General features: G+C 71.2%; 21 protein-coding genes. 9 read left to right on the top strand and 12 right to left on the bottom strand.

From position 1 onward, the window contains the following. Positions 1-16: 16 nt before the first annotated feature. Positions 17-877 (bottom strand): alpha/beta fold hydrolase, encoded by an 861-nt coding sequence (locus LV75_RS29430; protein WP_253890677.1) that lies wholly within the window; start codon positions 875-877, stop codon positions 17-19. A gap of 304 nt (positions 878-1,181) precedes the next feature. On the opposite strand from LV75_RS29430, the gene LV75_RS29425 reads away from it, so the two are divergent. The 3 genes from LV75_RS29425 (at position 1,182) to LV75_RS29415 (ending at position 3,296) form a co-directional block, all read left to right on the top strand. After that, positions 1,182-1,817, top strand: coding sequence for a TetR/AcrR family transcriptional regulator (locus tag LV75_RS29425; RefSeq protein ID WP_253890602.1), 636 nt, complete (start codon positions 1,182-1,184; stop codon positions 1,815-1,817). Between the two features lie 91 nt (positions 1,818-1,908). Continuing rightward, positions 1,909-2,628: a PP2C family protein-serine/threonine phosphatase gene (locus LV75_RS29420; RefSeq protein WP_253890601.1), complete on the top strand. Its 720-nt coding sequence runs from the start codon at positions 1,909-1,911 to the stop codon at positions 2,626-2,628. Continuing rightward, positions 2,616-3,296 carry a hypothetical protein gene (locus tag LV75_RS29415; RefSeq protein WP_253890600.1) on the top strand — a complete coding sequence of 227 codons (681 nt, stop codon included), beginning with the start codon at positions 2,616-2,618 and terminating at the stop codon, positions 3,294-3,296. Before LV75_RS29420 ends, LV75_RS29415 begins: the two co-directional genes overlap by 13 nt. A gap of 877 nt (positions 3,297-4,173) precedes the next feature. Here the strand turns inward: LV75_RS29415 and LV75_RS29410 are convergent. The 3 genes from LV75_RS29410 to LV75_RS29400 are packed head-to-tail and all read right to left on the bottom strand — an operon-like array spanning position 4,174 to position 8,231. Further along, on the bottom strand, positions 4,174-5,016 hold the full coding sequence (locus tag LV75_RS29410; protein WP_253890599.1) for an alpha/beta fold hydrolase: 843 nt from the start codon (positions 5,014-5,016) through the stop codon (positions 4,174-4,176). Positions 5,017-5,055: 39 nt separating this feature from the next. Further along, positions 5,056-6,507 carry an Rv3212 family protein gene (locus LV75_RS29405; RefSeq protein WP_253890598.1) on the bottom strand — a complete coding sequence of 484 codons (1,452 nt, stop codon included), beginning with the start codon at positions 6,505-6,507 and terminating at the stop codon, positions 5,056-5,058. Between the two features lie 5 nt (positions 6,508-6,512). Continuing rightward, positions 6,513-8,231, bottom strand: coding sequence for a DEAD/DEAH box helicase (locus tag LV75_RS29400; RefSeq protein WP_253890676.1), 1,719 nt, complete (start codon positions 8,229-8,231; stop codon positions 6,513-6,515). 278 nt (positions 8,232-8,509) lie between these two features. Here LV75_RS29400 and LV75_RS29395 point away from each other — a divergent pair, with 278 nt between their 5' ends. Next, positions 8,510-9,181 (top strand): ferritin-like fold-containing protein, encoded by a 672-nt coding sequence (locus tag LV75_RS29395; RefSeq protein ID WP_253890597.1) that lies wholly within the window; start codon positions 8,510-8,512, stop codon positions 9,179-9,181. A 106-nt stretch (positions 9,182-9,287) separates the two neighbouring features. Next, positions 9,288-9,512, top strand: a complete 225-nt coding sequence (locus LV75_RS29390) for a DUF3107 domain-containing protein (RefSeq protein WP_253890596.1) — start codon at positions 9,288-9,290, stop codon at positions 9,510-9,512. Between the two features lie 210 nt (positions 9,513-9,722). Here LV75_RS29390 and LV75_RS29385 read toward each other — a convergent pair whose 3' ends face one another. After that, the gene (locus LV75_RS29385) at positions 9,723-10,046 is read right to left on the bottom strand and encodes a DUF4873 domain-containing protein (RefSeq protein ID WP_253890595.1); all 324 of its coding nucleotides are present in this window, start codon (positions 10,044-10,046) and stop codon (positions 9,723-9,725) included. 9 nt (positions 10,047-10,055) lie between these two features. After that, positions 10,056-10,793: a TetR/AcrR family transcriptional regulator gene (locus LV75_RS29380; RefSeq protein WP_253890594.1), complete on the bottom strand. Its 738-nt coding sequence runs from the start codon at positions 10,791-10,793 to the stop codon at positions 10,056-10,058. Positions 10,794-10,862: 69 nt separating this feature from the next. Between LV75_RS29380 and LV75_RS29375 the strand changes: the two genes are divergently transcribed. After that, positions 10,863-11,774 carry an AurF N-oxygenase family protein gene (locus LV75_RS29375; protein ID WP_253890593.1) on the top strand — a complete coding sequence of 304 codons (912 nt, stop codon included), beginning with the start codon at positions 10,863-10,865 and terminating at the stop codon, positions 11,772-11,774. After that, positions 11,771-12,652: an alpha/beta fold hydrolase gene (locus LV75_RS29370; RefSeq protein WP_253890592.1), complete on the top strand. Its 882-nt coding sequence runs from the start codon at positions 11,771-11,773 to the stop codon at positions 12,650-12,652. Before LV75_RS29375 ends, LV75_RS29370 begins: the two co-directional genes overlap by 4 nt. 4 nt (positions 12,653-12,656) lie before the next feature. Here the strand turns inward: LV75_RS29370 and LV75_RS29365 are convergent, their stop codons facing one another. Together LV75_RS29365 and LV75_RS29360 are read right to left on the bottom strand one after the other, a co-directional pair. Beyond that, positions 12,657-12,983, bottom strand: a complete 327-nt coding sequence (locus tag LV75_RS29365; protein WP_253890591.1) for a hypothetical protein — start codon at positions 12,981-12,983, stop codon at positions 12,657-12,659. A 14-nt stretch (positions 12,984-12,997) separates the two neighbouring features. Further along, complete coding sequence (locus tag LV75_RS29360; RefSeq protein ID WP_253890675.1) at positions 12,998-13,804, bottom strand: RecB family exonuclease; 807 nt, start codon at positions 13,802-13,804, stop codon at positions 12,998-13,000. Positions 13,805-13,886: 82 nt separating this feature from the next. Between LV75_RS29360 and LV75_RS29355 the strand changes: the two genes are divergently transcribed. Then, the gene (locus tag LV75_RS29355; RefSeq protein WP_253890590.1) at positions 13,887-14,234 is read left to right on the top strand and encodes an arsenate reductase family protein; all 348 of its coding nucleotides are present in this window, start codon (positions 13,887-13,889) and stop codon (positions 14,232-14,234) included. Here LV75_RS29355 and LV75_RS29350 read toward each other — a convergent pair. Genes LV75_RS29350 through LV75_RS29335 form a run of 4 tightly spaced genes read right to left on the bottom strand, consistent with a single transcriptional unit; the run spans position 14,227 to position 16,513 of the window. After that, complete coding sequence (locus LV75_RS29350) at positions 14,227-14,847, bottom strand: MarC family protein (protein ID WP_253890589.1); 621 nt, start codon at positions 14,845-14,847, stop codon at positions 14,227-14,229. The genes LV75_RS29355 and LV75_RS29350 overlap by 8 nt on opposite strands. Continuing rightward, positions 14,847-15,710, bottom strand: a complete 864-nt coding sequence (locus tag LV75_RS29345) for a PHP domain-containing protein (RefSeq protein ID WP_253890588.1) — start codon at positions 15,708-15,710, stop codon at positions 14,847-14,849. The genes LV75_RS29350 and LV75_RS29345 overlap by 1 nt, the downstream gene beginning before the upstream one ends. A gap of 46 nt (positions 15,711-15,756) precedes the next feature. Next, positions 15,757-16,329 (bottom strand): PH domain-containing protein, encoded by a 573-nt coding sequence (locus tag LV75_RS29340; protein WP_253890587.1) that lies wholly within the window; start codon positions 16,327-16,329, stop codon positions 15,757-15,759. 19 nt (positions 16,330-16,348) lie between these two features. Beyond that, complete coding sequence (locus tag LV75_RS29335) at positions 16,349-16,513, bottom strand: hypothetical protein (RefSeq protein ID WP_253890586.1); 165 nt, start codon at positions 16,511-16,513, stop codon at positions 16,349-16,351. 143 nt (positions 16,514-16,656) lie between these two features. On the opposite strand from LV75_RS29335, the gene LV75_RS29330 reads away from it, so the two are divergent. Further along, entirely contained in the window at positions 16,657-17,079 is a 423-nt protein-coding gene (locus tag LV75_RS29330) for an NUDIX hydrolase (protein WP_253890585.1), read from the top strand.

The following is a 17,079-nucleotide window of genomic DNA, read 5'->3' as shown; positions in this document are numbered from 1 at the left end:
AGCGCGACGGGGTGTGTCACCAATCCCCCGCCTCGGCGGTCTCCCACAGCCCGAGCACCGCCCGGGCGACCGTCGACGGGCGCTCCATCTGCGCCACGTGACCGGTGCTGCGCAGCACCAGCAGCCGGGCGCGCGGGATCAGCCGGGTGGTGCGGGGTGCCTTGCGCACGCTCATCAGCCGGTCGCGGTCACCCCAGATGACCAGGGTGGGCGTCTTGATGTGCGGCAGCGCCCGCCACAGCGAGCGGGGGCCGGTGGCGAACCAGGCGCGGATGAGGCCGATGGTGCTGGCCGCGAGCGCGGGGCCGGACCAGGCCATGCCCGCGCGCTCGGCGTACTCCTCGGTGGCCTCGGCGAGCCGGGCCGCGGTGACCGTCCACGGTTCGGCGTAGCAGAGGTCGAGCATCTGCTGGGCCCGCTCACCGGGGGTGAGGTTGGCCAGCGAGCGGCGCACCCGGGGGCCGACGACGGGCAGGAAGGCGAGCGGGATGCGCCGGTCGGACATCCGGCTGGCCTTGGGCCGCAGGTCGGGCACGGCCGGGGAGATCAGGGTGAGCGTGCGCACCAGGTCGGGGTGCCGGGCGGCGAGCAGGATGCTGATCGCCCCGCCCATCGAGTTGCCCAGCAGGTGGACCGGGCCGAGGTCGAGGCCGCGCAGCCAGGTGGCCAGCGCGTCGGCGTGCGCGGTGAGGGCGTAGGTGTAGCCCCGGGGCGGCTCGCTGCGGCCGAAGCCGGGAAGGTCGACGGCGATGCCGGGGGCGAACCCGGCCAGCGAGGCGGCCAGGTCGGTCCAGTTGGTCGCCGACCCGCCGAGGCCGTGCACGTAGACGGCCGTGATGTCGCCGACACCGGGGGTGCGGCGCACGTGCAGCCGGATCCCGGCCGACTCGACCACCTCGCCCGGCCAGGCCGCGGTGGCCGGGTCGAGCACCGGCAATTCGGCCTCCGACATGGGCACCTGCGCGGTCGCGGCGCCGCGGCTGGTTGAGACACTCACCGAACAAGTGTGCACGCCATCCCCGGGGCTCGCCGCATTGCGACGTGGGTCACACTGGATACTTGTCGTGGAGCACGAACGTCAGCGAAATTGCCCCGAACGGGGATACCGGCGAGTACGGTCGACCCAGCCGCGGGGTTGGCGATCCTGACCCCGGCATAGCGGTGAACGAGGGTGGAGACGCATGTCCGAGACGGTTCAGTCGAACGGAGTCGGCCGAGGGGCGAGACTGCCGCGCACCGCCAGGCGCGCGCAACTGCTCGCCGCGGCCCAGGACGTGTTCGCGGCGAACGGCTACCACGCCGCGGGCATGGACGAGATCGCCGAGCGCGCGGGCGTGAGCAAGCCGGTGCTCTACCAGCACTTCCCCGGCAAGCTCGAGCTGTACATGGCGCTGCTGGACAAGCACGTCGACGAGCTGGTCCGGCGGGTCAGCGAGGCGATGGACGCCACCACGGACAACAAGGCCAGGGTGCGCAACGCGGTCGGCGCCTACTTCGACTTCGTCGACGGCGAGAGCCAGGCGTTCCGGTTGGTGTTCGAGTCCGACCTGCGCGGCGAGCCGCTGGTGCAGGACGCCATCGAGCGGGCGACCAGCGCCAGCGTGGACGCCATCGCGGCGACGATCACCGCGGACGCGAGCCTGGACTCCAGCCGGGCCCGGCTGCTGGCCGTGGGCCTGGTCGGCGCCAGCCAGGTCGCCGCGCGCGCGTGGCTGGCCGACAACCGCGCGCTGCCCAAGGAGGAGGCCATCAACCTCATCTCCAACCTGGCGTGGCGCGGCATCGGCGGCGGCTTCCCGTTCCACCCGCACGACTGAGGTCTGCCGGTGAGGTTGCCTGTGCGCCGGTTTCCCAAGGGGTGAGCCCTCCCCCTGCCGCACCGGCCGCCGACCGGGCACCGTGGACACCATGATCTTCTCGGCGGCGAGCATGACGGTGCTGGGCGGGCGCCCGACCAACGAGGACGCGGCGCACGCGGCCGAACACCTGCTGGCGGTGGCCGACGGCGTCGGCGGCGCGCCGGCTGGCGAGGTGGCGTCCGCGCTGGCCATCGCGACCGTGGTCGACCGGCGGGGCGACTCCCCCGAGAGCATGGTCGAGCTGGCGAACACGGCACTGCTGGCGCACTCGGTGGACGACCCCACCACCACCGGCATGGGCACCACCCTCGACCTGGCCGTCCTGGTCCGCTCCCAGGGCCGTTGGCTCGTGCGCGGCGCCCACATCGGCGACAGCGTGACGGTCGTGCAGTCCGACACCGGGACCCGCGTGCTGACCAACAGCCACACCCTGGCCAACGAGCTGATCGCGGCAGGCCACCTCACCGAGGCCGAGGGCGCCCGCCACCCGAACCGCTCGGCCCTGGTCCGCGCGGTCGGCCTGGAGCCCACCATCCGCCCGGACCTCTGGGAACTCCCCGCCGCCAGGGGCGACCGCTACCTCCTGTGCACCGACGGCCTCACCAACACCCTCGGCGACACCCTGTGGCCCCTCCTCGCCTCGCTGCGCACGGAATCCCCCACCACCTGCGTCGAAGCCCTCGTGCGCGCGGCAAGCGAAGCAGGCCCAAGAGACAATGTGACGGCGGTTGTGGGTGATGTGCGCGGAGGTGCCGGTTGGCTGAGCTGATAGTCGACTACCACGCCCTCCCCGAGCCCCTGGTCGTCCCACCCTCCGACCAACTGCCCCTAGACCGCGACTTCCTCAGCGGCGGCACTGACGAACGCATCTCCCGGGCACCGAACTCCCCGTTCCTACGCCACATGGACGGGCGCTGGTGGCTGGTCAACAGCCGGGACAAACTGGCGGTCTGGGTAGCCGCAGAAAGCCGACGGTTCGTCGTCGGCGAGCGGTGCGCATTTCCGCTACCGGACGGGGAGTCGGAGGTTCGCGTGTGGGATGCGCGGGTGCGGCTCGTGGTGCGCGATTCCCTGGAATGGTCCGTGCCGGATGTGGGCGGGCCGGAGACCATGACAGGGCTCAATGGAGCAGCGGTGCGAGTGGCGTTGTTGCTGTCGCGGAAGCCCCGCCATCGGGCGGTGCTTGCTGCTTATTATCGCGAGTACTTTACGCCGGGGATTGAGTCACCTAAGCCATTGGACCGGACGCGGACTCGGTTGTGCATGGGGTTGACATCGTTCACGGCGCTGGAGCGGGCGTTGAATGATGTGGTGGTGGAGGTGTGGGGAGAGGCGCAGGGGCATCGGCATGAGGTGGCGGACTATTTGATCCGGGAACGATTGCTGGTGGCGGCGGATCAGGGGTTGGTACCGCATCGGTTGTGTGGGCATCGGTGAGTGGATCTCTTGCGAGGTCGGGGTTGATGCCTGCGGGAGGTTGTCCACAACGGCTTCGCTTGTCCACAGGCTCCGTTTGCTGCTCCCGCTTTGTCGGCGTCTCTCGGTAGGCTGTATATCGGGGGCTCTTGGATTAGTTGATCTTGCGGGGGTTGGTTGTGGTGGGTGGTTGTCCACAACGTGCTCGCTTGTCCACGGGGCGTTGGTCGCTGCTCCCGTTGTGTCGGTGCCGCGCGGTAGGCTGTGTATTTGGGGGCTTTCGATCAGGTTGATCTTGACGTAGGCCGTTGCTGGGAGTGCGGGGCAAGGGATTCGGGCCTCCGCCTCCGGCTCCGGGAAACGCCTCGTCGCCTGGCGGCAACATCGGCGGAGATCCGCGACAATGCGACAAGCTCGATGGGGCGAACTTGTTTTGCGCGGGGCCCCTACAACACCCGACGCAGAACCGCAAAGCAGGGGCCCAAAAGCAGGCCCTGCCGCGCGGAAACGCTACGGGTGTCGTCCCCCCACGCAAAACAAGTCCGCCCCATCGAGCAGGCCTGGCACCAGCGACTCCGACTGTCCACGCGCTGGGAAGGCGGGCTGAGGCGGACCTGACGGCACTCGAGTTGGCACCGACGGGTCCGAGGGGCGCGGGCTGAGCAGGTGGGTTGGGGCGGACCTGACGGGGGGCGGGATGGCACCGCAGGGTCCGAGTGTCCACGGCTGAGCAGGTGGGCTGGGGCGGACCTGACGGCAGTCGAGTTGGCACCGCCGGGTCCGGAGAGCGCGGGGTGATCAGGTGGGCCGAGGCGGACCTGACGGGAGTTGAGGTGGCACCAGCAGCTCCGAGTGTCCAGTGGCTGGAGAAGCAAGCGCAGTGTGCGAAGGGCGGCAGCTACCCGAGCCAGGTTTTCCAGGTGGGCAAGAGAGTGGCCAGCAGGCCGTCTGGGTTTTCTATGGCGGGTGAGTGGGCGGCGGATTCGATTGTGGCGAAGTCGGCCTCTAGGCGGTCGGCCATGTCTCGTTGGACGGTGGGGGGCCAGGCGTCGTCTTGGGCGCCGCAGGTGACCAGGCTGGGGGTGTTGGTGGTTCGGAGGGTGCGGGCCAGGTCGGCCACCAGGTCGGGCTCTTGGCGCAGGCCCGTGCCCATGCCGAGCAGGGCTTCGGCGCGGTTGCGCAGGAACCGCAGGCGGAGGAACTCGCGGACCTGGGGGGTTTGCGCCAGCCAGCGGGGATTGGCGGCGTTCATGGCCTCCAGGCCGCGGTGCACAGCGGCCACGCCCTGGTCGCGGAGGAGGGCTTCGGCCAGGTCGAGGATGTGCCTGCGGGGGCCGGTGGGGAGTTCGGCCGGGCCGGTGCTCAGCAGGGTCAGGCCGACGACCCGCGCACCCGCGAGGACGGCTCGGCGGGCCACCAGGCCGCCGTAGGAGTGGCCCAGGAGCAGCACCGGGCGGTCCAGGGTGGCGATGAGCGAGGCGACGAACGCGCCGAGGACCTCGGGCAGGTAGGCGGACTCGTCAGCGGGGCCGGGGGTGTCCATCTGGCCGGGGAGGTCGATGGCGACGGGGCTCAGGCCCGCGCCCGCGATCTCGTCCAGCAGCGGGGCGAAGTCCTCCTTCGACCCCGTGTACCCGGGCACCAGCAGCGCGTACGGTCCGCCGGTGTCCAGGCGCAGGGCCGCGGTGGAGTTGGCCAGTTCGACCGGCTCGGCCGAGTGGCTGCTCAGCTGCGAGTGCATGCGACCAGTCTGCCACCGCGCCAGCCTGCGGCCACCGGATCAGTGCAGGGCGACCAGGGTCGGACCGCGCTGTTCCAGGACCATCGGGCCGACCGTGCCGAGGGTGACCGGGCCGGTGTAGCCCTCGCGGTTGACCGGGATGGTGCCGATCCGCGAACCGTCCGCCTGGCTGAGGACCGCGAGGCCGTCGGGGACCGGGAGCAGGGCCCGACCGGCGAACACGACGCCCGGGCCGAGGGTGTCCTGGATGGTCCACAGCGGACGCATTTCGGTGGCGGACAGCACGATGGTGCGGGAGCCGGTGTACCAGTAGTAGGCGCCGGTCGCGGTGGTCACCAACGCGCTGCGGCCGGGGGCGTCACCGCGCAGGTCTTCGGGGCCGAGTTCGATGTCGAAGTTGCCGGTGCGCTGGCCCTGCTCGTTGTAGATCACGAGTCGCCCCGGGTCGGGGAGGGCGATGGCGGTGAGGCCGTTGTTCATGGCCACCACCTGGGCGCCCCTGCCGTCGAGAACCTGGCTGGTGACCTCTTCGGGCTTCTCCCACTCGGCGGGGGCCGCGCGCAGCACGGTCAGCCGGTCGGAGCTCTCGTCCGGGCAGCTCTCGATGACGGCGACCTTGCCAGCCGCGGCGAAGACCGAGTGGTACTCGCAGCCGGTCCTGGGCTGCCTGCCGGGGTTGACCTTGGCGGGCACCGTTCCGTACTCCTGGGTCTTCACCAGGTCGGAGCGGACCGACACCAGCAGCTTGGAGCCGGTGGCGGTCAGGTAGTCCTGCCCGTCGAACAGGAAGCGGGCGCCGGGCTCGGCGTCCCAGTTGCGCTGGCCGCCGTTGCTCTCGCCGTTGTTCTGGTTGTCCCGCACGCCCGTGGTCGGGTCCAGCGCGGTGACCTCGCTGCAGCCGCCGCCGGAGTACGGGTCCTTCGACGGCAGCAGGTTCCCGGTGGTCCGGTACACCGAGATGATCTTGTTCCAGGCCGGGGTGAGCCCGCACAGGTCCAGGTCGCGGCTGTAGGTCCACCGGACCTCGCCGGTCTCCGGGTCCCGCCCGGTGACCACGCCGCCCTCGCCGGTGACGACCGTCGAGGCCGCGGGCGGGGAGCTCTGGTCGGGCAGCGGCGTGGCGACGACGGGCTGCCAGGTGGCCGGGCTGCTGACCCGCCAGGCCTCGCCGAGCGAGGGCGGGAACACCTCGGGCGGCTGGAGCGACCGGTACGTGCCGGTCCCAGGGGTCGACTCGGTGGCGGCGATGTCGCTGGTCCGCCACACCACCACCCCGGCGCCGACCAGGGCGAGAACGATCAGCACCAGCAGCGCCCAATCGCGCTTGGTGTTGAACCCGTTGCGCGGACCGCGCAGCCGCGCGGCCGGGGCGGGCCCGGCCAGCACGTCCTCGTCGGCCACGGCCACCTGGCCGTTGGCCGACCCGTAGCGCGGGGCCGGGCTCTGCTGCTCCCGGTCCCCGCTGTCGTCCCTGGTCTCGCCGAGCGTCACGGGCGCTAGTCTGCCCCGCCCGGTGTGTCGCCCGTGTTGGCCCCCGCCTCACCGGCGGAGTCGGCGCCACCGCGGCGGCGCCTGCGGCGGACCCGGGCGGGCTTGTCGGTCTTGCCCTCCGGCTCCGGCTTCTGCTCGGCGTTGACCTCGACCGGGGTCGCGTCCTCACCGACGTCGGAGCCACCGCGCCTGCGCCGACGCCGACGCGGCCTGCTGTCGCCCTCGCCCGCCTCGTCGCTGGCAGGTCGGGCGGCTGCCTCGGCCTTGGCCCGGCTCGCGCCGGACGCGCGGACCCGGCGGGTGCGGCCCGCACCTGCACCGGCTGTGGCGCCGCGGCGCTTGCCGCCGAAGTCCTCTTCCGGCTCAGCGTCCAGGCCCGCGCGGGTGCGCATGGCCATCGGCAGCCTGCCGGTCGAGCCCTCCGGGATGCCCAGGTCGCTGAACAGGTGCGCGGAGGTGGAGTAGGTCTCCACCGGCGCGGGCTTGTCCAGGCCGAGCGCGTCGCTGATCTCCTTCCAGCGGGTCTCCTCGTCCCAGTCGACCAGGGTGACCGCGACGCCGGTCTTGCCTGCGCGGCCGGTGCGGCCGATGCGGTGCACGTAGGTCTTCTCGTCCTCGGGGCACTGGTAGTTGATCACGTGCGTGACGTCGGTCACGTCGATGCCGCGCGCGGCGACGTCGGTGCAGACCAGCACGTCGACCTTGCCGGAGCGGAACGCCCGCAGCGCCTGCTCGCGCGCGCCCTGGCCGAGGTCGCCGTGCACCGCGCCCGCGGCGAACCCGCGCTCGGTGAGCTCGTCGGCCACCTTCTGCGCGGTCCGCTTGGTCCTGGTGAAGATCATCGTGAGGCCGCGGCCAGCCGCCTGCAGCGAGCGGGCCACCACCTCCACCTTGTCCAGCGAGTGCGCCCGGTAGACGAACTGCTCGGTGCGCTCGTGCACCGCGCTGGCGTCGTTCTCCTCGGCCCGGATGTGCGTCGGGCGGGTGAGGAAGGTGCGGGCCAGGGTGATGATCGGGCCGGGCATGGTCGCCGAGAACAGCATGGTCTGGCGCTGGTCGGGGACCATCCGCAGGATCCGCTCGATGTCGGGCAGGAAGCCCAGGTCGAGCATCTCGTCGGCCTCGTCGAGGACCAGGCCGCGGACCTTGCCCAGCACCAAGTGCTTCTGCTCGGCGAGGTCGAGCAGGCGGCCGGGGGTGCCGACCACGATGTCCACGCCCTTGCGCAGCGCGGCGACCTGCGGCTCGTACGGGCGGCCGCCGTAGATCGAGAGCACCCGCACGCCGAGGTACTTGCCCGCGTCCCGGATGTCGGCGGTGACCTGCAGGCACAGCTCGCGGGTCGGCACGACCACCAGCGCCTGCGGGGTGCCGTCGCCGGGGGAGACGATCCGCTGCAGCAGCGGGACGCCGAAGCCCAGCGTCTTGCCGGTGCCGGTGCGCGCCTGCCCGATCAGGTCCTCACCGGCCAGGGCCAGCGGCAGGGTCAGTTCCTGGATGGCGAAGGTGCGCTCGATGCCCGCCTCGGACAGCGCGCGCACGATCTCGGCCCGCACGTCGAGCTCGGCGAAGGTCGGGGCGGTCGGTTTGACCGGGGCACCCGCGGTGAGCGGGTGCGATGTGTCGTTGTCGGGCAGACCGGCCTCGCTGTGCTCCAGCGTGACCGGGTCCAGCTCGTCGGTCCCGGCGGCGGTGTCGCCGCCCTGGGTGTCGTCCTGCGTCAGGGTGATCAGCCTCTCTCGTACCAGCGCGCACTGCCCTGGAGGGCCCTTCTCGACCGCGTCGGTCCCGCCCCGGTCCTGCGCGTCGTGGCGCGGCCCGGGTGGGGCGCGGGAGGGCCTGCGAGGTAGGCGCGCACCCTTCTCACTCGGTCCCGCGGGCAGGGTGCCCGCGACGTTCCCCGAGGTCTTCGTAGCCGCCCGGCGCCACCCGCCCGTGGGCGGTGGCGAGCCAGGCGTCCTGGCGAGTCTACCCGCGACGGCCGCCGGATACGCTGCCAACCATGGAGAACGCGGAGTCGGGAGTGTCCGGGAGCGGCCTGTCGGCGGGGGTGGTCGACCTGCTCGGCGTGCTCGCCTACGGGGAGCTGTCGGCGTTCGACCGGCTGTCCGAGGACGCCAGGTCGGCCCCGACGGTGTCCGGGCGGGCCGCGCTCTCGGAGATGGCGGCCGCCGAGATGGGGCACTACGCCAAGATCGAGAAGTACCTGGCCGCGCACGGCGTGGCGATCGAGGACGCGATCGCCCCGTTCATCGCCCACATCGACACCTGGCACGCCTCGACCGCGCCCCGCTCGTGGCTGGAGTCGCTGGTCAAGGCCTACGTCGGGGACGGGCTGGCGGCCGACCTGTACCGCGAGATCGCCGCCTGGCTCGACGCCGAGAGCGGGGCGCTGGTGCTGGCGGTGCTGGCCGACACCGGGCACTCGGCCTTCGCCGAGCGGGAGGTCACCGCGGCCATCGAGCGGGACAGGACGGTGCGCGACCGGCTGGCGCTGTGGGGGCGGCGGCTGCTCGGCGAGGCGCTCACCCAGGCCCAGTACGTGGTCGCCGAGCGCGACGGGCTCTCCGAGCTGATCGTCGCCGGAACGGGTGACCTCGCCGGGATCGCGGCGCTGTTCCGCAGGCTGCAGCAGCAGCACGGCAAGCGCATGAGCGCCCTGGGCCTTGGCTGAGGGCCGGATTTCGCGACCGGTGAACGCGCCCCTGCGCGCCCGGGGCCCCGCGCTCCACTAGCCTTGGTGACGAAGGTCTTTTCGATTCGATGCCCGGAGGTTCGGCGTGGAGGTCAAGATCGGTGTCGCGGACACCGCGCGGGAGCTCGTGCTCAGCAGCTCGCAGACCCCCGACGAGGTCGAGGCCCTGGTCGCCGACGCACTGCGCACCGGCAGCGGACACCTGGCCCTGGTCGACGACAAGGGTCGCCGGTTCGTGATCCCGGCCGCGCGAGTGGCCTACGTGGAGATCGGCAGCGCCGACTCCCGCAAGGTCGGCTTCGCCCCCTGATCAGGGGCACCGTCGAGGCCGCTGTCCACTCCGGACAGCGGCCTTTTCGTTGCCCCCGAACGGGTGACCGGACAGCGTGGACGACCACACCAGCGATCTTCGGCGTCGCCAAGCGCGATAGGCGCGACGTGCCCAGAGCCGTCGCCACAGGTGAGCGGCAGGGCAAAAGCGCCGTCGTCCGATAGCCGCCCCATCGACTCCGGTGGCGCGCTACACCTCGAGCGCGGCGTCCAGTTCGGTCACCACGGTGAACGGTGGGGTGGAGGTGCCCATGATCCGGTAGCGGTCCCACGGGTCCGGATCGGACAGTTCGCCCGTCGCGGTGACCTGGGGGGTGTGCAGGGTCGCCGTGGTCTTGCGGCCTGCCAGTGCTTCCGACAGCAGCTGGTCCGCCGACACTCGGCCGTACCAGCGGTAGTAGCCGTCGATGGGCTGGAAGTGGCCGCGCAGGTCGACCGTGACGGCGAACTTCTGGGGGCCGATGTGCAGTCGCGCCGGGCCGCGGTAGCCGTCTTCGTCGAGGGGGTCGGGCATGGTGGCTCCTCAGCCAGCGGCGGCGTCGCCGGTGGACAGTGTGATAATCTTGTTGATTTCCAGGGGTTTGTGCGGGTCGATGGTCACGCCGTAGCCGCGCATGGTGCCGTCGATGGCGGCCCAGATGGTCATCGTCAGGTACTCCACGACCGCGTCGCGGCTCATCGTGCGCCGCTCCAGCCACCACTCGCCGACGTTCTGCACCATGCCGACGATGCCGTGGCCCCAGATCTCGGCCCCGCCGGAGTCGATCTGGTACGCCCGCATGTAGTCGCCGAGCAGCGCGGCCAGCGCGTTGGCGATGACCTCCTTGTCCTCGGCGACGATGTCGTTGTCGATCTTGCGGTCGGCGAAGGTGCTGCGCACCAGCAGCCGGTAGAGGTTCGGGTACTCCTCGATGATGGAGAAGAACGCGTCCAGGCTGCGGCGGATCCGCGGCAGCGGCGCCTCCTCGCGGCTCATCGCCGGGATGAGCCGCTCGAAGAGGATCTCGGTGCCCCGGTGGCCGAGCGCGACGAACAGGTCGGCCTTGTCGGTGAAGTGCCGGTAGAGCACCGGCTTGGTCACCCCCGTCGCCGCGGCGACGTGCTCCATGCCCAGGTCGGGGCCGTGTTCGGCGAGCGCGCGCAGCGCTGCCTCGACGAACTCCTCGCGCCGGGCGGCGCGGTGGGACTTCCAGCGGTCGCGCCGCGCGTCCCCGGTGTCGCCGGTGCTGTGGCGCTTGACACGGTCAGGCATGCGACTCATGCTACCAGAAGTAACTGTTACCCGAAGTTACGCGTGCTGGAACCGCCGCGTAAGAGGAGTGACTCGACGATGAGCCGCGCGACGCAGGTTGCCAAGTTAGCCGATCGGGAGAAGACCGCGGGTCGTTTGCTGAAGTCCTCCGCGGACAAGTTCTACGACCCCGACATCGATATCGACTGGGACGCCGAGATCCCGGCCGACCTGTCCTTCCACCCCGAACACCGGATCTCGTTGTACGGCACCGAACTCTGGGACCGGATGACCCCGCAGCAGCGGTTGGAGCTGGGCAAGCACGAGATCGCGAGCATCGCCAGCACCGGGATCTTCTTCGAGGTCCTGTTGATGCAGATGCTGCTCAAGCAGGTCTACAAGCACGACCCGACCACCGACCACGTGCACTACCTGCTCGCCGAGATCGCCGACGAGTGCCGCCACTCCACGATGTTCGGCAAGGCGTGCAAGCGCTTCGGCGTCCCCGCCTACGGTCCGCGCAAGTGGGTCAAGCAGCTGGCGAAGGTCCTGCCCGTACTCGGCAGGGGCCCCTCGGCGTACGCGGCGATCCTGGTCGCCGAGGAGGTGCTGGACCGGATGCAGCGGGAGAACATGGTGGACCCCGGCCTGCAGCCGCTGATCCGCATGGTGAACCGGATCCACGTGCTGGAGGAGGCGCGGCACGTCACCTTCGCCCGCCAGGAGGTCGTGCAGGGCATGGCCAAGGCGGGCCGGTTCGCCCGGAGCTACCACCGGCTGCTGACCGCGGTCGTGTCGTACTTCGTCGCGCTGAGCCTGGTCAACCCGGAGGTCTACCGCGCGGTCGGGCTGGACCCGAAGCAGGCGTGGAAGGCCGCCAAGAACAACCCGCACTTCCAGGAGACGATGCGCTACTGGGGTGAGCGGATCATGAAGTTCCTGGCCGAGACCGACCTCGTCGGCGGGCCGGGCACGGTCCTGTGGCGCCGCTCGATGCTGCTCGCGAAATGAGCACCGTGCGCACCTCCGACGGCGTCGAGCTGAACGTCGTGACCAGCGGCGACGGCCCGACCACGGTCGTGCTCGTGCACGGCTGGACGATGGACCACACCTCGTGGGACCTCGTCGCGGACGGGCTGGCCGGGGTCCGCGTCGTGCGCTTCGACCTGCGCGGCCACGGCTCGTCCGGGTCCGCCCCGGCGGGCAGCGCCACCATCGACCGGATCGCCGACGACCTGGCCGAGGTCATCGCCGCGGTGGCGCCGACGGGACCGCTGGTGCTCGGCGGGCACTCGCTGGGCGGGATGACGCTGATGGCCCTCGCCGAGCGGCACCCGGGGTTGATCGCGGAGCGGGTCGCCGGGGTCGCGTTCGTGGCGACCACCTCAGGTGGACTGTCCAGGTTGACCTTCGGCCTGCCGCGCTGGGTCGCCGCGCCGGTGCTGTACGCGGAGAAGCTGGTCAACCGGCGGATCGCCCGGATCCGCAGGCCCGCGCTGATGGGCAAGCGGACCGGCTACGCCCGTCCCGGCGTGCGGTGGCTGGTGTTCGGCAAGCGGCCGGTGCCAACGCACATCGCGGCCACCGCCGCCCAAGTCGGACGGTGCAACCCGGCGAACATGGTCGAGTTCCGCAGCGCGCTCAACGAGCACGAGCGGCTGCACGCGTTGCCGGTGTACCGCGGCGTACCCGCTGTGGTGCTGGCGGGCGGGCGCGACCGGCTCTGCACGGTGGCCGACGCGCGGATCATCGCGGGCGCGCTGCCGGACGCGGCGCTGTTGATCTACCCGGGCGCCGGGCACATGCTCAACTACGAGCGCGCGGCCGAGGTGCGGGCGCGGCTGGCCGGACTGGTGGCGAGCGCGCCCCGGTTGGCCGCCGCGGGGTAGGACCTCAGGCCCACCAGAAGAACCAGATGGCCACGCCGGTCGCGATCGCCACGACGACCACGGCCAGCGCCGCTTCCGGCCCCCGCCGCCGGTCGGCGAACCGCTGCGCCACGACGCCCACCGCGGCGGTGGCGAAATGCCCCAGCACCACACCGATCCCCGGGCCGGGCACGCCCCGGACCCACGCGATCACCTGCAGTACCAGCACGATCAGCGCCAACCCGGACAACCCGACGGCCAGCGCCCCGGAGACCTCCCGCCAGAACCCCGACCGCACCGGCTCGGCGGGCGTGCGCGGGAGCTCGACGGTCGCGTCGTCCGGTCGGGTCACGGGGTCAGGTTGGGTCACGGGGACAGCATCGCCCATGGGTCGATCGCGGGTCCAGCTGCCTGGCCCTCGGCGCAGTTGCGGCGGAAGTCGCACCAGGAGCACTGGCGGCCGGGGTTGGGCGGGAAGAGGACCTCCGGGTCGCCGCCCGCCTTGTGCGTGTCGATGGCGAGCTGGAACTCGTCGGCGGCCTCCTCGGCCCGGGACAGGTGCCTGGCCAGCGAGTCCTCGGTGTGCTCCCAGACCGCGACGCCACCGGTGGGCAGGTGGTGCAGCTCCACCCGGGTGCACGGGCGGCGCAGGGTGCGGCGGGCGGCGAGCACGTAGAGCGCCAGCGCCTGGGAACCGCGGGCGTCGTCGGTGGTGAGGGCGTGGCGGCCGGTCTTGTAGTCGACGATCACCAGTTCGCCGCCGCGCTGGTCGATCCGGTCGACCCGGCCCTCGGCGACGATCGTGCCGACCGGGGCGGAGACCCAGCGCTCCAGACCGACCGGGTCGTCGGACACGTCGGTTTCCTTGACGTAGTCGTGCACCCAGCCCGCCGCGCGCTCGCGGAACTCCCCCGCCTGCGCGGAATCGGCGAACCCGTCGTCCTTCCAGTGCGTGCCGACGAGGGCGGCCGCGCTGTCGGGGGTGCGCCGCTCGACGGGCAGGTCGAACAGCGCCTTGAGCGCGTTGTGCACGACCGCGCCGAGCGTGCTGTGCGCCCACGGGCCACCGCGCGGCGGGGTGGGGCGGTCCACGTAGGTCATCCGGAACCGGCGCCTGCAGTCGTTCCACACACCGAGCCGCGACGGCGTCACCTTGATCAGCTTGCGCGGCATGCTGTCGAACCCGAGTTGACCTTGCACGAGGTACACGGTACGCACCGGCACCGACAACCCGGGTACGGGCACAATCGAGCGCGTGGAAATCTGGCACAACCCGCGCTGCTCGAAGTCGCGCACCGCGAAGGCCGCGCTCGACGCCGCCGACCCCGGGCACACCGTCCGCCGCTACCTCGACGAGCCGCCGACCGCCGCGCAGCTCGACGAGGTGCTGACCAAGCTCGGCAAGCAGCCCTGGGAGATCACCCGGCTCAAGGAGCCGCTGGCGAAGGAGCTCGGGCTGGCCGCCAAGCCGAAGGACCGCGCCGCGTGGATCGCGGTGCTCGCGGCGAACCCGGTGCTGATCGAGCGGCCGATCATCATCACCGACGACGGCCGGGCGTTCGTCGCCCGCTCCCCCAACGAGCTCGACGCGGCGCTCAGCTAGCGCCGGTGATGAACCCGCGCACCGAGTTGGCGATCAGCTGCACCGCGATCGCGGCGAGCAGGAGACCGGCGATCTTGGCCAGCAGGGTGATGCCGCTGTCCTTCACCAGCCGGATCACCGCGCCGGAGAACCGCAGACACAGGTACAGGATCAGGTGCACGGCCAGGATCGCGAACCCCAGCGCGATGTAGGACTCGAGGTGCCCGCCCGCCCCGCGGACGAACACGATCGTGGCCGCGATCGCGCCTGGGCCCGCCAGCAGCGGGGTCCCCAGGGGCACGAGGGCGACGTTGACGTCTTCGACCGCCTCCGGTTCGTTGGCGTTCTTACCGGTCAGCAGGTCCAGCGCGATCAGCAACAGCAGCAGGCCACCCGCGCCTTGCAAGGCAGGGATACCGATACCCAGGTAGCGCAAGATGGCCTCGCCGCTGATCGCGAAGAGGCTGATCACCATCAGCGAGACCAGGACCGCCTGGCGGGCGGCGCGGTTGCGGGTCTGCTTGGTCTTGCGGCCGGTGAGGCTGAGGAACACCGGGACCGTGCCCGGCGGGTCCATGATCACCACGAGGGTGATCGTCGCCTCGGCGAACAAGGCGGCGTCGAACACCGCCATCAGGCACCCACCAGCAGTTCCGCGCCGCTCGCCCGGGCCACGATCTCGTCGAGCATCGCGGCCGAGGTGGTCTCCGCGCCGAGCCCGATCGTCTTGTTGGTGCCGTGGTAATCACTCGAACCGGTGATGATCAGGTCGTGCTTGGCGGCGATCGAGCGCAGCTGGGCGCGGGCGGGCGCGTCGTGGTCGGGGTGGTCGACCTCGACCCCGTCCAGCCCGGCGCCGACCAGGTCGACCACCACCGCCTCGGTGATCGTCGGACCGCGCTGGTGGGCGAACCCGTGGGCCAGCACCGTCACCCCGCCCGCGGCGCGGACCATCGCGATGGCGTCCGCGACGGGCGTCTTCGAGCTGGGCACGTAGTAGCCGTTGCGGCCGTGCAGCAGCTCCGCGAACGCCTCGGTGACCGAACCGACCACCCCGGCGCGCACGAGTGCCTGCGCGAGGTGGGGCCGCCCGGCGGGGGCATCCGGCGGTAGGTCCGCCATCAGGCCGTCGGGGTCGACGGGGTAGCCGTCGGCTGCCATCCGCACGGCCATCGTGTGCAACCTGCTACGCCGCTCAGCGCGGGTGCGGGCGTACTCGCGTACCACCGGCTCAGCGTGCGGGTCGAACAGGTAGGCCAGCAAGTGGATCGTGCAGTACCCGCCGCGGCCGTCCTCGGACACGCAGGTCAGCTCGGCGCCCCGGACCAGCCGCAGGCCGGGCGGCAAAGCCTCGGCGGCGGGCTGCCAGCCCGCGGTGGTGTCGTGGTCGGTGATCGCCAGCGCGTCCAGGCCCGCCCGGGCGGCCGCGATCACCAGCTCGGCGGGGGTGTCGGTGCCGTCGGAGGCGTTTGAGTGGCAGTGGAGGTCGATCCGCACCGGACCAGTGTTCCCGATGACCCAGGTCACCGGCGGTCCGGGCGGGTCAGCCGACCGGCTTGCGCGCCTTGCGGGTACCCCTGGCGATGCGCTGGGCCTTGATCATCGAGAACCGCTCGGCCTGGGCCTTCTTGTCGCCGAAGACCAACTCGGAGATGGCGTCGTACACCTGCTCCGGCCGGGGCAGGAACTCGATGTTGTTCAGCGCCTGGATCTGACCGGCCGACTCCACGACCATCGTGCCGTAGCCGAAGATCCGGCCGGTCGCGGTCCGCTTGTAGGTGAGGTCGGTGACCTTGCTGATCGGCATCATGAGCACCCGGGTGGTGAACACCCCGGTGGTCATCATGAACCGCTTGTCGGTGACCACGATCCGCTCCACCCACCACTCGATCACCTGGTAGGTGAAGCGGAGGACCACCACCAGCGCGACGTACCAGAGGATGTTCTGGATCAGCCACGCCTGCGGCGGCAGCAGGTAGGAGATCATCACGCAGACCGCGAGCAGGGCGACGGCCTCGAAGACCTGCCACGCCAAGCTCGCCCAGTGCCTGCGAACGCGGATCACCCGCCGTTCGGAGTCGAGCAGGTACTCGTCAGGGTCCCTGGGCGCGAACATGCTCCGACGCTACTTCGTCTCAGCCCTGGAAGACAGTGCGGACGAAGGTGATCACCGCTTCGGCCCCGTCCTTGAGGCTGGTGAGGATGGAGTTCACGATCCCCGCAGACTGGACCGGCTGCGTCACCAGGAAGAAGACGAGCAAAGCGGCCCCAGTGATGATCAAGATCTTCTTGATGTCCACTGTGATCTACCCCGTTCCGTACGCACCCTGCATGGCGCCTGTTGAAAACCGTTGTACCGCACCGGGCGGCGGTTAGGGAGAGTAGTCAAGCTCTTGGGGCAACGCGGAGCGTGATCACCCGTAGATCGCTACTCTGCGTCGTCATGAACGGGCATCACATTCGGCGGATCAGGTGCGTGGGTGGGCTCGTGCGCGACGAGCGCGGGCGGCTGCTGCTGATCCGCCGGGGCCGCGACCCCGGCGCCGGACTGTGGTCCATCCCTGGTGGGAAGGTCGAGCAAGGCGAGTCCGACCACGAGGCACTGACGCGGGAGATGCGCGAGGAGACCGGGCTCGTGGTGGCCGTCGGTGACCACGTGGGCTCGGTCGAGCGCCCGGCGCCCGGTGGGCTGTTCGAGATCCACGACTACCGCTGCTCGATCACCGCGGGTGATCTTTCGCCCGGGGACGACGCCGATGCGGCCACCTGGGTGGATCTTGCGATGTTCACCACATTGGATGACCGTAATGCCCTGGTGGCAGGCCTTTGCGCGACGTTGAGCGACTGGGGTGAGCTGCCCCGATGA

Origin of the sequence: Actinokineospora diospyrosa, assembly GCF_024171925.1 — a bacterium.
GTDB classification, from domain to species: Bacteria; Actinomycetota; Actinomycetes; order Mycobacteriales; family Pseudonocardiaceae; genus Actinokineospora; species Actinokineospora diospyrosa.
The sequence above is the reverse complement of the archived record's forward strand: the minus strand, read 5'-3'. Positions and strand labels throughout refer to the sequence as shown.